The 13,710-nt window shown below is 72.8% G+C and carries 10 protein-coding genes; 2 read left to right on the top strand and 8 right to left on the bottom strand.

What is annotated here, in order from left to right:
- Positions 1 to 20 precede the first annotated feature (20 nt).
- From TCUR_RS23020 to TCUR_RS23005, 4 genes are all read right to left on the bottom strand, one after another.
- The gene (locus TCUR_RS23020) at positions 21 to 2,123 is read right to left on the bottom strand and encodes a hypothetical protein (RefSeq protein WP_012854991.1); all 2,103 of its coding nucleotides are present in this window, start codon (positions 2,121 to 2,123) and stop codon (positions 21 to 23) included.
- Between the two features lie 63 nt (positions 2,124 to 2,186).
- A complete protein-coding gene (locus tag TCUR_RS23015; RefSeq protein WP_012854990.1) occupies positions 2,187 to 2,834 on the bottom strand; it encodes an OB-fold-containig protein in 648 nt (215 codons plus the stop codon).
- 376 nt (positions 2,835 to 3,210) lie between these two features.
- Positions 3,211 to 4,062 carry a patatin-like phospholipase family protein gene (locus TCUR_RS23010; protein WP_012854989.1) on the bottom strand — a complete coding sequence of 284 codons (852 nt, stop codon included), beginning with the start codon at positions 4,060 to 4,062 and terminating at the stop codon, positions 3,211 to 3,213.
- Positions 4,063 to 4,087: 25 nt separating this feature from the next.
- Positions 4,088 to 4,504, bottom strand: a complete 417-nt coding sequence (locus tag TCUR_RS23005) for an acyl-CoA thioesterase (protein WP_012854988.1) — start codon at positions 4,502 to 4,504, stop codon at positions 4,088 to 4,090.
- Between the two features lie 221 nt (positions 4,505 to 4,725).
- Here TCUR_RS23005 and TCUR_RS23000 point away from each other — a divergent pair, with 221 nt between their 5' ends.
- A complete protein-coding gene (locus TCUR_RS23000) occupies positions 4,726 to 5,274 on the top strand; it encodes a PaaI family thioesterase (RefSeq protein WP_012854987.1) in 549 nt (182 codons plus the stop codon).
- Between the two features lie 34 nt (positions 5,275 to 5,308).
- Here the strand turns inward: TCUR_RS23000 and TCUR_RS22995 are convergent, their stop codons facing one another.
- The 3 genes from TCUR_RS22995 to TCUR_RS22985 all read right to left on the bottom strand — a co-directional run bounded on the left by TCUR_RS22995 (position 5,309) and on the right by TCUR_RS22985 (position 10,438).
- Entirely contained in the window at positions 5,309 to 6,115 is an 807-nt protein-coding gene (locus TCUR_RS22995) for an amidohydrolase family protein (RefSeq protein ID WP_012854986.1), read from the bottom strand.
- A gap of 168 nt (positions 6,116 to 6,283) precedes the next feature.
- On the bottom strand, positions 6,284 to 9,076 hold the full coding sequence (locus tag TCUR_RS22990; protein ID WP_052305604.1) for an ATP-binding protein: 2,793 nt from the start codon (positions 9,074 to 9,076) through the stop codon (positions 6,284 to 6,286).
- A 57-nt stretch (positions 9,077 to 9,133) separates the two neighbouring features.
- Positions 9,134 to 10,438, bottom strand: a complete 1,305-nt coding sequence (locus TCUR_RS22985) for an ABC transporter substrate-binding protein (protein WP_012854984.1) — start codon at positions 10,436 to 10,438, stop codon at positions 9,134 to 9,136.
- Positions 10,439 to 10,697: 259 nt separating this feature from the next.
- Between TCUR_RS22985 and TCUR_RS22980 the strand changes: the two genes are divergently transcribed.
- Positions 10,698 to 11,858 carry a PucR family transcriptional regulator gene (locus TCUR_RS22980; protein ID WP_245536925.1) on the top strand — a complete coding sequence of 387 codons (1,161 nt, stop codon included), beginning with the start codon at positions 10,698 to 10,700 and terminating at the stop codon, positions 11,856 to 11,858.
- 71 nt (positions 11,859 to 11,929) lie between these two features.
- Here the strand turns inward: TCUR_RS22980 and TCUR_RS22975 are convergent, their stop codons facing one another.
- Positions 11,930 to 13,516, bottom strand: coding sequence for a substrate-binding and VWA domain-containing protein (locus TCUR_RS22975; protein WP_169313055.1), 1,587 nt, complete (start codon positions 13,514 to 13,516; stop codon positions 11,930 to 11,932).
- Between the last annotated feature and the right edge of the window lie 194 nt (positions 13,517 to 13,710).

Genomic DNA, 13,710 nt, shown 5'->3' with positions numbered 1-13,710 from the left:
ACCGGGACCACGTGCGTGAATCAGTGGTCGCCGTTGGCCGCGGAGACCGCGGGCTGCTTGGGGATCAGCGCGGAGACCGGGGCGTCGGCCAGGCCCAGGCGCTGGGCGGTGTTCAGCAGTTCGCTCAGCTTGTCGGTGTGCGGGCCGCCCGCCTTGATCAGCTTGAGCAGCAGCGCCGAGAGGGTCAGGTCGCGCACGCCCCCGGCGTCCAGCGACCCCAGCACGCGGGTGAGGTCCTCGGTGAAGCTGCCCTCGCCGGTCAGCCACGGACCGCCCAGCGCCTGGGCGACCTGGGAGTTGTTGACGAACCCGTCCACGCTCTTGCCGAGCGCCACCGAGTTCATCAGCTTGTCGAAGAACACGCTGTCGCCGCCGACGATGCTGATGTCGGCCTTGCTGAGCCCGGCGGCCAGCACGTTGGCCTGCTGCTCGGCGATCTGCCGCTGCATGTCCAGCCCGGCCAGGCGGATGTCCTTTTCGGTCTCCAGGCGCAGGCGGTACTCCTCGTGCTCGCGGGTGGCGTCGGTGAGCTTGGCCATCGCCTCGGCCTTCTCGCTGATGCCCTCGGCCTCGGCCTTGAGCTTCTCGGCGATGCCCTCGGCCTGCGCCATCGCCTTGTCCTTTTCGCCCTCGGCCTCGGCCTGCAGCCGGTCGCGCAGCGCGGCGGCCTCCACCGCCCGCATCTCCCGCTCCACGGCGGCCTGGGCGCGGCCCTCCTTCTCGATGGCCTCGGCGTTGCGCTCGCGCACCTGCACCTCGGCCAGCCCGGGGGCGGCGTGCTCGGCCTGGATGCCCTCGGCCAGCCGGATCTTGGCGCGGGCCTCCAGGTCGGCGGCCTGCTGCCGGGCCTCGGCCAGCGTCAGCTCCTCGCGGGCCTTGAACTTGGCGGCGGCCTCGGCGGCCTCGGCGGCCTTGATGTCCTTGACCAGGGCCTCCTGCGCCTCGGCCTCGGCCTGGATGATCAGCGCCTGGCGGGTGCGCTCGGCCTCCTCCACGGTGCGCAGCCGCTTGATGCTCTCCTCCTGCTCGGCCACGGTCTTTTCGACCGCGATCCGCTCCCGGACGACCTCGGCGATCTCCCGCTTCTCGGCCTCGATCTCCTTGTTGGCGGCGATGCGCGACAGCTCGGTCTCCCGCTCGCGGGCGATGACCTCCAGCTGCCGGTCCTTTTCGATCCGCTCGGTCTCGATGGCGATGACCCGCTCGCGGTTCTTCTCGGCCACCGCGATCTCGCGGGCCTTGTTCTCCTGCTGGATGCCCAGCTGCTCGTCGGTGCGGATGTGCGCGGTCTGCGCCCGCAGCCGCTCCTCGGCCTGCACCCGCGCGATCTCGGCCTCTTCGCGGGCCTTGAGGGTCTCGATCTCGCGCCGCTGGCGGATCTCGGCGTCGGCCTGCCGGCGCTCCAGCTCCAAGATCGCCTCGCGGGCGTCCACGTTCTGCCGGGTGATCTCCTTTTCCTCGTTGCGCCGGTACTCGTTGGTGCGGACGTGCTCGATCGCGGTCAGCTCGGTGATCTTGCGGATGCCCTGGGCGTCGAGGATGTTGTCGGGGTTGAGGTCGCCGAGCGGGGTCTGCTCCAGGTAGTCGATGGCCGCGTCCTCCAGCACGTAACCGTTGAGGTCGGTGCCGATGACGCGGACGATGTGGTCGCGGAACTCCTCGCGCCGGGTGTACAGGTCGACGAAGTCCAGCTGCTTGCCGACGGTCTTGAGCGCCTCGGAGAACTTGGCGCTGAACAGCTCCTGCAGCGTCTCCTGGTTGCTGGCCCGCTCGGTGCCGATGGCCTGCGCCACCTTGATGACGTCCTCGACGGTCTTGTTGACCCGCACGAAGAACGTGATGCGGATGTCGGCGCGGATGTTGTCGCGGCAGATCAGGCCCTCGCGGCCGGTGCGGGCGATCTCGATGGTCTTCACCGAGATGTCCATGACCTCGGCCTTGTGCAGCACCGGCAGCACGATCGCGCCGGTGAAGGTCACATCGACCTTGCGGACCTTGGAGACGATGAGCGCTTTGCCCTGTTCGACCTTGCGGAACAGGCGGCTGACGATGATCGCCATCCCCAGCCCTATGAGCAGCACGACGGCGAGGAGCACGCCGAGCCCTAGGGTGATGGACTCCATGAACACATTCCCTTCGGGGGTCGGGACGCAGGCGGTCGGGCCCTGCGCGGGCCGGCACGGCGGTCAGGACAGCGGGCGGTCGGGATCCATGGACGCGTCGTAGGGCATCACCCGGAAGAACTCGCCCTTGCTGTCGTAGTCGAAGATCAGCGCGGTGCTGCCGGCGGTGAGCGGCCCGGCCAGCGGGTCCTCGCTCTCCTGGCGGACCTGGATGATCGCCGAGGAGCCGTCCGGCGCGGTGATCTCGGCCTGCCCGAAGTCCGGGCCCACCGTGGAGGTGCGGATCACGCAGACCCGTCCCACGAAGTCGTGCCGGGACGACTCGCGCAGCCGCGGCAGCGCCTTGCGCAGCGGTATCACCACCAGGCAGGTGGCCAGCCAGGCGAGCACCACGGCCAGCGCCAGCACCACCAGCCCCAGAGCGATCGTCAGCGGCGAGGACAGCTCCAGCCCATCCAGCATGACGGCACCTACCAGACTGAAGAACCAGGAGAAGGCGATCAGCAGCGACAGCGCGACGGTCACCGGAACGTCGCCCAGCCGCAGGGCGCCGAGGAAGCCGCTCAAACCCGCGGCCTCATCGTCTCCGTCCAGCAGTTCCAGGTCCGCGGCGCCGAGCACCATGGCCAGCCAATAACCGCCGACGACCACCAGGGCGAACGTGAACAGGCCGGTGGGGAAGGAGAAAATCGTCTCGATGAACTCGCCCATGGCCTAGCCGACCTCCCCCGTATTCGCTTCCGCTCCAAAGCGGAATTCCATGACCGTCGCGATCCGAGCGGCCGGATCGCCCGAGGGGACGGCCGGAAGGCTCGCGGTGTCGCCGGGGGCGAGCAGGCTCGGCCATCCCCGCCGACCAGACTTCCCGGCGCACCGTGCGGCGAATGGTACAGGTGTCGCAGATGAGCGACCAGTCCGATCCGCTGTGACCCGTCGCGGGCGGCGGGGAATCGGACGTTCGAACCGCACCCTTTACATCCTCCCATTCCGCCTGTTCTCAATGGGTTCGATGGGACGGGACGGAATGCGGTTCCATTTCCCTGCTGGCCGGTTCCGGCCAGCAGGGAACAAAACATCGGGTCCGCCCTCAGGCCCAGGCCGCGCGGACGGTTTCCACGGCGGACGCGGCCTGCGCCACACCGGCGTCGAAAGCCGGACCCCACAGTTTGGGGCTGAGGATGTCGGCGCCGAAGACCCGCTGGGCGGCCTCGTCGGGGGCGACGGTGGCGATGCGGGCGCCCTCCAGTTCGGCCAGCTCCCGCTGCAGGGTGTTGCGCGGCGTCAGATGGGCCATGGGCTCCAGGACGACCACCGCCTGCGCGCCCTTGGCCAGGTCGGCGTTGGTGACCGAGCGGATGCCGCCGTCCATGTAGCGGCGGCCGTCGATGGCGACCGGCGGGAAGACGCACGGCACCGAGCAGCTGGCCCGCACCGCCAGCGCCAGCGGCACCCCGGAGGCCGAATCCCACACCGCGAACGAGCCGTCCTCGGCGTCCACCCCGGTGATCAGCAGCCGCCGCTTGGGCCAGTTCTGGTCGGGCAGCCGCCGGCCGACCTCCTCCAGGACGGCGCCCATCTCGTCCACCTGTGCCTCCAGCGCCATCCGGCCGACCTTGGCGCGGGCCTCCTGGGGATCCAGGGAGGTGTCGTAGAGGATGGCGAACGCCTCCAGCACCGCGTTCAGGTCGGTGTTGCGGGGCGCGGTGCCCGGCCCGCCGCCGGTGGAGCGGGCCGCCAGGCGCTGCACCGCCTCCGACAGGTCCGCGCCGTGCGCCACGTGCGCGCCGACCACCGAGCCCGCCGAGGTGCCCACGATCAGGTCCGCGGTGGTCAAATCCACCCCGTGCGCGGCCAGCCCGGTGATCAGCCCGGCCTCCCAGGCGATCCCGGCGACCCCGCCGCCGCCCAGTACCAGGGCCCGTCCGCCGTCCGTCGTCATGCCTCGATCCCTTCGCTAGCCCACTTCAACCGGTCAGCAGTTTTTTCATGGCCGAGCGCATCGGCTCGCCGATCTCCACCGGCCGGCGCGTTGCGCGGTCCACGAAAACATGGACGAAACGCCCCTCTGCGATCAAGGTCTTGCCGTCCTCGCGGAACAGGCCCACCTCGTAGTGGACGCTGGAACGGCCCAGGTGCCCGATCCGCAGCCCCACCTGAAAGGACTCGGGAAATTCGATGGAACCCTTGTAGACGCACCGGGATTCCACGCACAGCCCGATCTGGGAGCCGTGGTGGATGTCCAGCCCCGCCTCACGGATCAACCAGGTGTTGATCACCGTGTCCATGACCGAGTAGTGCACGGCGTTGTTGACGTGGCCGTAGACGTCGTTGTCCTTCCAGCGGGTGGGGACGGTCTGCCAGTAGCCGTACTCAGCGTTCACGGCGAGCAGTGTATGTGCGCCCCTTGTGCCGCGATCGGCCGCCCTTGCCCGGCTGACCTGCGGGTTCGGCGCGCGGTCGCCTCGGTTGTGAAAGACGCCGGACGGGCGGGCGGCGGGGATGGTCCACCTCACAACGCCCGGCCGCCGGGGCCGGGACGTGAGGTAACTCTCGGTCGCTGCAACTTTCAACCGAGGACGAGTGATTTGTACCGTTTGAAGGTATGACCGCTCCCACCGAATCCCGGTCCGCCAAGCGCACCAGCGCGGCCTCGGAGATCACCACGCCGCCGCCGGGCGCGACCGTTCCCGCGGTGGACCCGGCCGCCGGCCAGGAGTACGAGCTGTCGGACGAGGTGCTGGGCAACGAGTGCTTCGGATGCGGCCCCCATGTGGAGCACGGGCTGCAGATGAAGCGCATCGGCCGGGACGGCACCACCGCCTACGGCGAGATCGTCGTCAAGAGGGAGCATCAGGGGGCGCCGGGGCTGGCGCACGGCGGGATCCTCGCCACCGCGATGGACGAGATCCTCGGCACCTCCGCCTGGCTGACCGGCGGCCGCTATGTGACCGGGCGGCTGGAGACCGACTACCTGGCCCCCGTGCCCGTGGGCTCCACCCTCTACTTGAAGGCCTGGTGCAACGGGGTGGAGGGACGCAAGGCCTACATCGAGGGCGAGGGCCGCATCGGCGGCCCGGACGGCCCGGTCGCGGTGCGCGCCGCCGCCATCTTCGTCCGGGTGCCGATGGAGCACTTCACCAAGCAGCGCTGAGCGCCGGCCCCGTGCGGCCGCTTCGGCGGCACGGCTAACGCACCTCCGCCAGCAGCCGCCGGGCGTTGCCGCCCAGGATCGCGGCGCGGGCCGCCGGCGACAGGCCGTCCAGGCGCGCCATGCCGGACTCGATGGTCAGGGCCACGTTGGGTGCGTCGGTGCCGAACAGGAACCGGTCGGCGTGCTCCTCCAGGACCTCGGCGGGCACCTCCACCGGCTCGGTGACCACGGGGGTGAGGTCGGCCAGCACGTTGGGGCACCGGCCGATCAGCTCGATCGCGGCCGCGGAGGCCGGGTGCGCGGCGTGCGCGATGATCAGCGGGGCCTGCGGGTGCCGCCGGGCGACGTTCTCCAGCGCCGCCAGCTCCTCGCTTCGGGTGTGACCGGTGACGGCGTGGCCCACGTGGACGACCGCGGGCAGGCGGCGCCGCTCGACCAGCCGCCACATCGCGTCGAAAGCGGGATCGTCGGCCCTGAAGTCCCCCACCGAGCAGTGCAGTTTCAGCACCCGCAAACCCAGCTCGTCGATCGCCCGGCCCACCACGCGCTCCGGATCGGCGTCCCCGGGGTGGACGGTGGCGCCGCCCACCACCTGCACCGACGGGTGGGGAGGGCGGGCGGCCAGGCGGGCGCTGGCCTCGTTGAGCCCGGCGGCCACACCGGGCTTGTGCGCGTACGGCAGGCTCCACACCTGGCCGACGCCCGCCCGCTCGGCCGCCGCCAGGACCGCGGCGTGGTCGTTGGGGTAGCTCAGCCGTCCCGGGATGTAGGCCTCGAAGATCGCACGCACCTTCTCACCGAGCCGGCCGGGCAGCAGGTGCACATGGGTGTCGACGATCACGCCGCCATCTAATCAGGGACGGATCCGGCGAACGCCCGCCGGATCCGTCTTTTCCGCACCCGGCCTTCTCGCGATGGGGGCCTCGACGGCGCTCGTTGCCCGCGTCTTCCGGCCGCGAGGCCCCCTTCCCGGGTACGGCGACGACGCCTCGGCGGGTTCACCGGGACGTCACGCCCGGCGGAGCAGCAAGGTCAGCTCGACCCGGGAGCGAATGTCCAGGCGGGTGAAGATGTTGCGCAGATGGTGCTCGATGGTGCGGGGGCTCAGCGACAGCTGGGCGGCGATCTCCCGGTTGGTGGCGCCCTCGGCGACCAGCCGGGCGATCTGCAGCTGCTGGGGGGTCAGCTCGTCCAGCCCGGGCGGCGCCGCGGGCGCTTCCACCGTCTCCCCGGCGGCGCGCAGCTCCGCCCGGGCCCGCTCCGCCCAGCGCTCGGCCCCGTACTCGGTGAAGATCTGCAGTGCGTCGCGCAGGTGCTCGCGGGCGGCCCGCGGCTTGCGGCCGCGCCGCAGCCGGTGCCCGTACAGCAGCGCGGTGCGGGCCATCTCGAAGGCCGATTCGGCCTTGGCGTGGTGGCGCAGCGCCTCTTCGAAGTGCGCCACCGCCGCTTCGTCGTCTTCGGCCAGCAGCCCCTGGCAGCGGTGCGCCAGCGCCAGCCGCGCCGGGCTGCCGGTGCCCTCGGCCCACTGCCGGTAGGCCGTGAGCGCCCGAGCGGCCTGCCGCCGCCGGTCGCTGCGCACCGCCGCCTCCACGAAATAGGGGGTGGCCAGGACGCGGATGGTGCGGTGCTGGGCGCCGGCGACGCCGCGCAACCGCAGCCGGGCGGCGGCGTCGGCGGGCCGGTCGTCGGCCAGCTCCAGGCAGGCCAGCGCCCAGGCCGCCACCGTGGCGGGACGGCTCAGCCCGCGGGCGCCGACCGGTTCGGCGATGGCCGCCAGCTGGGACATGGCCGCCTCACGGTCCCCCAGGAACGCGTTGACCAGCGCCATCAGGGCCAGGTGGTCGATGGCGCAGTTGTCCTGCCCGGCGGCGCGCGCCAGGCGCAGCCCTTCGGCGGAGTGGGCCAGCGCGGCCGGGAAACGCCCCAGCAGGCACTCCACCAGCGACAAGGTGACCAGGCAGGCGGGCAGCAGCGCGGCGGCCTGGGGCCGGCGGGCGGCGTGCACCGCCTGTTCGGCCAGTTCATGGGCGCGCAGGTCGTCGCCGAGGGTGATGGCCGACACGCTGCCCCAGATCTTGGCCGCCGGGTCGGTGCTGGTCTCGCTCAGCTCCATCGACCGGCGCAGCGGGGTGCAGGTGCGTTCGTAGTCGCCCTGCAGCGCCGCCGCCATCCCGGCGAAGTGCGTCATCATCAGCTCGGTCATCGGGTGCCCGGCCGGGTGGCACAGCTCGGCGGCCCGCTGCGCCGCGTTGCGCTGGGCGCGCAGGTCGCCGGTCAGGTCGGCGGCCTCGATCGCCCGCATCAGCGCGCTCAGCGCCAGGCCGGGCCGGGACTCGGCCAGCCTGCCGGCGGCGTCCAGCAGCAGCCGGGCGGCGGCGGGCGGGTGCCCGGCGCGCAGTTCGATCTCCCCGTGCAGCCGGTCGGCCCGGCCGATCAGCTCGGCCGACCCCAGCAGCGGCCGGGCCCGCTGCAGCAGGGCGCGGGCGCTGCGCGGCCGGCCGGCCCGCCAGTGATCCTCGGCGGCCGCCAGCAGCCGGTCGGCCTTCAGCCGCGGCTGGGGGGTCAGCGCCGCGGCCCGCTGCCAGGCCCGGGCGGCCGCGGCGTGGTCACCGGTCTCCTCGGCCAGCACGGCGCCCGCGCTCAGCTCGTCGGCCAGCGCCGCGTCCACCCCCTCGGTGATCGCGGCGCGGTGCCAGGCCCGCCGCAACCGGTGCCAGGGGCGGTCCAGCACCTTCGCCAGCAGCCGGTGCACCGCGCGCCGCTCGGCCAGCGCCGCGTCCGTCTCCAGGCAGGCGCGCGCCAGCGGGTCGGCCACGTGGACGCGTTCACCGTCCACCCGCACCAGCCCCGACTTCAGCGCCACGTCCCATTCGGCCAGATCGACGCCGGCCTCGGCGGCGGCCCGGGTGAGGGTGTCCAGCTCCAGCCGGTCGTCGGCGACCGCCAGCAGCACCAGCATCCGGGCGCCCGGCGGCAGCCGGTACAGCCGCCGCCGGTAGTGGGCGCGCAGCCGGCTGTGCGGGGGCAGCGTCACGGCCGTCGCCTGCCGGGCGGGGGCGTCGCCGAGGGCGGCGGCCAGCTCGACCATCGCCAGCGGGTTGCCGGCGGCCGCCTCCAGCAGCTCGGCGTCCAGCTCACTGTGGCCTCCCCCGGTCCGCCCGCGCAGGATCGCCAGCGCGTCGGCCTCCTCCAGCGGGCCCAGTTCCAGCGACCGGATGTCCGACAGCGGCCCGGCCTCCTCCGGCGGCCCGTGCTCGTCGCGGACGGTGAACAGCATCGCCACCGGTTGGTCCGCCACGCGGCGCGCGGCGAACGCCAGCGCCTCCAGGGACGGGGCGTCCAGCCATTGGGCGTCGTCGACCCAGCACAGCACCGGGCCGTCCCGGCCCAGCTCGGTCAGCAGGCCCAGCACGGCGCGGCACAGCGCGAAGGAGCCGGCGGGCGGCTCCGCGGCGGCGTCGGTCAGGAAGGCCAGCGCCGCCGCCTGCTGCGGCGGCAGCCGGTCCAGCCGGTCGGCCACCGGCCGGAGCATGCGGTGCAGGCCGGCCAGTGCGAAGCGGGACTCGTCGGGGATCCCGCGGGTGCCGAGCGTGCGAAGGCCGGCCGCGGCCTGGCGCAGCGCGGCCTCCAGCAGGGCGGTCTTGCCCATGCCCAGACCGCCTGAGATCTGCAGCGCGCCGCCCCGTCCGCGGCGGGCCTGCTCGATCAGTTCGCGCAGCGCCGCCAGCTCCCGGTCGCGTCCGTGCAGGACGGGTTCGGGCTCGGGGGCGGATGCCGTGGGAACGGCGGTTTCGACGGCCATGGGGGGTGCGAACGTTGAGCCGGGTGGCATGGCGCTCCTTCCCGCTCAGGGCATCGCTCAGAGGGGTGGGTCGTAGCTTTTCGCCAGGGTGGATTCGAAGGGCTCGCGGTGGATCGTCAGACCGCCGAGGGCGTCGCGGTCCGGCCGGAGGACGTAACTGGCCCGCGAGCCGGGCCTGGTCCACTGGGTGTAGTTCTGCGGCGGGCCGCCCAGGCCGGCGTCGAAGGCGTGCGTGGAGCGGTGCGCGGCCACGATGCCCTCCCGGCTGAGGTCCCGCATGGCGCACGCCTTCTTGAGGGCCTGCCCGACGATCGCGGCGGCCATGTAGCCGGACAGCACGCCGGAGTCCAGCGGCTGCCCCCGGTAGGCCCGCCGGTAGTCGCGGGCCAGCGCCTTGACGCCGGGAATGTCGGCGCTCATCGGCGCCCCGGCGCTGAGGACGAAGTAGTTCTTCTCCAGAGCGGGGCCGATCGGGCTCTTCAGCAGCTGCTCGGCGAACGCCGAATTGCCGGCCACGAACGGCACGTCCAGTCCTTGCGCGGCGGCGGCGCCGACCAGGGAGGCCGCCTGCGGCGGGCTCACACTGACCAAGATCGCCTTGACGCCGGCCCGGCGGAACGCGGCGGCCTGCGCGCTCATGTCACCGTCGGCGGCCTTGACCCGCTGCTCGATGAGCCGCAGCCCGGCCTGCCGGGCGGCCCAGCGGGAGCCGGCCAGCGCGCTGTGCCCATAGTCGCCGTCCAGGAACAGATGGCCGATCGCATCCCCGCGCCGCAGGCCCTTCTCCTCGGTCAGGAACGCGACCCCGTTGATCATGTCCAGGTCGTAGGTCGTCCCGACGACCTGGATGTACTTGCTGCCCAGCAGGGTGTGCGCCCAGGCCTGCGGGACGGTCAGCACCCCGGCCGACTCCAGGCGCGGGCGCAGCGCGTTGGTGATCGGGGAGCCGATGACCTGGGCGATGGCCGCCGAGCGCGGCGCCACCTCACTGTAGGCGGCCACAGCCCGCCGCACGTCGTAGCCGTGGTCGCGCACGATCAGCTCCACTTTGCGCCCGCACACCCCGCCGGCGGCGTTGAGGCGGTCGAAGTACAGCTTTTGTGCCTGGGTCACACCCTTGCCCAGCGGCGCGTACGGGCCGCTGAGATCGGTCAGCGCGGCGACGGTGATCCGGTCGCCGGTGACGCCGTGACCGACCCGCATCGCCGCCGCGGACGGGGCGGCGGATGCAAGCGGTCCCTTGCCGGTGCAGCCGGTCAGCAACGCGGCCGCGCACGCGAGCGCGACCAGGACGACGGCCCCGCCGCGGGGTCTGCCGGGGCCGTCGGCTTCGCTCGGGGGGTGGGAGCGGGGAGCGAGCACGCTGCCTCCTTCGGGGGACGCTGGCACACCAGCACGCCCCGGCGGGCAGGTCCATAGTGCTGTCCGAATTGAGGGAGAAGTATCAATCCATAGGGGCCGCGGTTGTGATCGCACACAATCCCGGGGTTTTGTTGGATCGCCCGTATAGTCGCGGCCCCAAGGTGGGTGGCAGCATGAGCGCACTCACCGAGGGAGGTGGCGCATGGGCGCACTCACAACCTCGCCCGAAAAGGCCGACCGTGTGATCATCCGTCGGGCGGTGCGTAAACTGGCGGACCGGCTGCCCCAGCTGGCGGATCGACTGGTCAATGAGATCTTGGCCGGTGAGGGACAGGACCGTCCAGCGGAACTGCGCGCCGATCTGTGGGAGTTGTCTCACATCGGCCTCGGGCACGGGATCGAGGCGATCCTCGACCCCAGCCGCGGCCGCGCCGACCTGCGCTGGGCCGAGGAGCTGGGGCGGCGGCGGGCCGAGCAGGGCCTGCCGCTGGACCAGCTGTTGCGCTCCTACCGGCTGGCCGGCTGCGTGTTCTGGGAGGCGCTGGTCGAGGCGGTCAGCGAGGAGAACCCCGAGCATGTGCCGCTGCTGGTCCGCAACGCCACACTGACCTGGCACACCATCGACCAGCAGTCCACCGCCGCCGCGGAGGCCTACCACCGCACCGAGTACGAGCTGCTGCGGCGCAGCGAGGAGCGGGTGCAGGCGATCGTGGACGCCCTGCTGGAGGGGCGCGGCACCGACCCCGGACTGCTGCCGGCCGCCACGCGCGCGCTCGGCCTGCCCGCCCAGGGCCGCTACGCGGTGGTGGTCATCGATCAAGGCGAGGTGCTGGGCGGACGCGGTTTCAGCCGCCCCACCGACGGCGGCGGGCTGCGCTTCATCTGGCGGATGCGCGCCGACACCCAGATCGCCGTGGTCGATCTGGGCAACGCCGACCTGGACGACCTGGTGGAGGTGCTGCGGCCCCGGGTCTACGGCCACGCCGGGATCAGCCCCGTGGTGGAGGCGCTGGCCGACCTGGGCAAGGCCCGCTGGCTGGCGGAGCTGGCGCTGCGCACCTGCCGGGAGCCCGGCGCCGAGATCGCCCGGCTGGACAGGCGGCTGCCCGATGCGCTGGTGGTCTCCCAGCCGGAGCTGGCCGAGCGGCTGGGCCGCGGGGTGCTGGGGGCCTTCTCCCAGATCAACCCGGCCTTCCGGGACGTGCTGATCTCCACGCTGGCCACCTGGCTGGAGTGCGACGGGTCGGCCTCCAAGGCCGCCGGCCGGCTGTATTGCCACCACAACACCGTGCTCAACCGGCTGCGCCGCATCGAACAGCTCACCGGCCGGTCCCTCAACCGGCCCCGGGAGCTGGTGGAGGTGGTGCTGGCGCTCAGCGCGCTCAAGCTGGTCGGCCGGCCCGACGACGGGCGGCCCTGACCGCCGTCCCACCCGTGCGCGAGCCGCCCCGTGGGCCTTGCGGGCCCACGGGGCGCGGTCGCGTCCGCGGGTCAGCACTTGGGCGCGCAGACCCGCCGGGAGGTGCCGGCCAGGAAGATGTTGCGCATGTCCTCGGCCGTCTTGGCGAAGTGCACGCTGCCGCCGGTGGCCTCCGCCAGCTGCTGCAGCTCCTTGCGGTCCACCTCGTCCCCGAAACCGATGATCACCAGCTGGACGGGGCGTTCGGGGTCGTGGCCGGCCCGCAGCTTGGCCAGCGTCTGGCGCAGCGTGGGACCGTCGTCATCGTCGTTGCGGCCGTCGGTCATCAGCAGCACCGTGTTGACCATGTCCGGTTTGTAGGTCTTGCGCATGTAGGACAGGGCGGCCAGCACGGTGTCGTACAGCCCGGTGTCGCCGTCCGGCTTGGGCTGCAGGGACGCCAGGGAGCTGAGGATCTGCTGCCGCCGGGTCCCCGAGCCGAGCCGCTCGCCCAGCGGCCCCACCGGCACCGTCTCCTTCCAGTCCCGGTCGCCGTCCAGCTTGGTGGAGAACACCCACTGGCCCAGCTCGGTGTCGTCGGGCTGGAACTTCAGCCCCAGTTGCGCGGCCTTGGCCAGCACCTGCATGCGGGTGTCGCCGGTGCCGGGCACCCGCTGCAGCATCGACCCGGAGATGTCCAGCAGCGACAGCATCCGCGAGGTCAGCGACAGCTTCGCCCACGCCTGCAGCGTCTGCTGCACTTGCTCGGCCTCGGGCAGGGGCAGCAGCCGCACGCCGCCGTCGGAGCGGTCGGTGCGGAAGCCGAGGGCGCGCAGGTCCCGCCTGGTGGCGGCGCTGCGCACCTCTCGTTCGAACAGTCGCGCGGCGGTGGTCTTGTCCAAGGCCGCGGCGATCGGGGTGTAGGGGTAGTCGAGCGCCAGCGTCCCCTCGGCCGGCCGCAGGATCTGCAGCCGCTCGCCGGGGTGGTCCCGGTTGTGCCGGAGCACCGCCTGCTCGGAGGTCACCAGGAGGCGGTCGCCGGTGCCGGCGGCGAACTGGGTCTGCACGTCGGGCACCACGCCCTGGCGGACGCTGCGGACCAGGCCGGTGAACTTCTCCACCGCCTTGGAGTCCCCGGCCAGCGACATGCGCACCGCCATGAGCATGCCCAGCCCGATCGCGCTCCGGTTGGGGTCGGGGGTGCGCGATCTCGCCCGGTCGGAGCCCAGCAGCCCTTCCCAGCTCGGCCGGGAGGCGGCCGCAAGGCCGCGCACCGACTTGCCGGCGCCGATGACGATGGGTGTCTCGGCGATGGAGGTGCCCGGCTGCGGCATCCGGGCGGCGGGCTGGGAGCCGCCGGGGGCGGACCGGGCCGCCCACAGCGAGGAGTCGGGAATCCACACGTCCGGGACGCGTTCGGCGCCGCGCGAGGTGCCGGTGCCCGACAGCAGGGTGGCCACCGCCTGCGGGTCGGCGGGGTGGACCGTCACCTTGATGCAGCGTCCCTCGGCCACCTGCTTGCGGTCGTTGAACCGCTGCGCCGCGGACCGCAGGGCGGGCTCCAGCTCCGGCGCCACGGTGACGTTCAGGTCGAGGGTGCCGCGGGCGGCGCAGTTGAGGGAACCGGCGAAGGCGTACACGCCGCCTCCCACCAGGAGCGTGGCCGCCACTGTGCTCACCAAGGTGACAAGGGAACGCCGCCGTCCCCGGCGCCGGGCCCTCCTCCTGGGGGGAGCCGGGCTCGGCTGCGCTCCGCTCCGCCGACTCGGGCGCCGCTCCCACGGCGATTCCGGACGACTGCCATGGCGTCCGCTCACGTTCGGTCCCCTATCTCAGACATGCATCCAGCCCCGGCGCCGGAGTGTCAGAAGGG

It is taken from the genome of Thermomonospora curvata DSM 43183 (assembly GCF_000024385.1).
Lineage (GTDB): Bacteria > Actinomycetota > Actinomycetes > Streptosporangiales > Streptosporangiaceae > Thermomonospora > Thermomonospora curvata.
Note: the sequence above shows the minus strand (reverse complement) of the source record. Positions and strands in the feature narration are given on the sequence as shown.

Excerpts from the sequence above, each read along its gene's own strand:
- TCUR_RS23020 (WP_012854991.1), bottom strand. The coding sequence starts at position 2,123 with ATGGAGTCCATCACCCTAGGGCTCGGCGTGCTCCTCGCCGTCGTGCTG.
- TCUR_RS23015 (WP_012854990.1), bottom strand. The coding sequence starts at position 2,834 with ATGGGCGAGTTCATCGAGACGATTTTCTCCTTCCCCACCGGCCTGTTC.
- TCUR_RS23010 (WP_012854989.1), bottom strand. The coding sequence starts at position 4,062 with ATGACGACGGACGGCGGACGGGCCCTGGTACTGGGCGGCGGCGGGGTC.
- TCUR_RS23000 (WP_012854987.1), top strand. The coding sequence starts at position 4,726 with ATGACCGCTCCCACCGAATCCCGGTCCGCCAAGCGCACCAGCGCGGCC.
- TCUR_RS22990 (WP_052305604.1), bottom strand. The coding sequence starts at position 9,076 with ATGGCCGTCGAAACCGCCGTTCCCACGGCATCCGCCCCCGAGCCCGAA.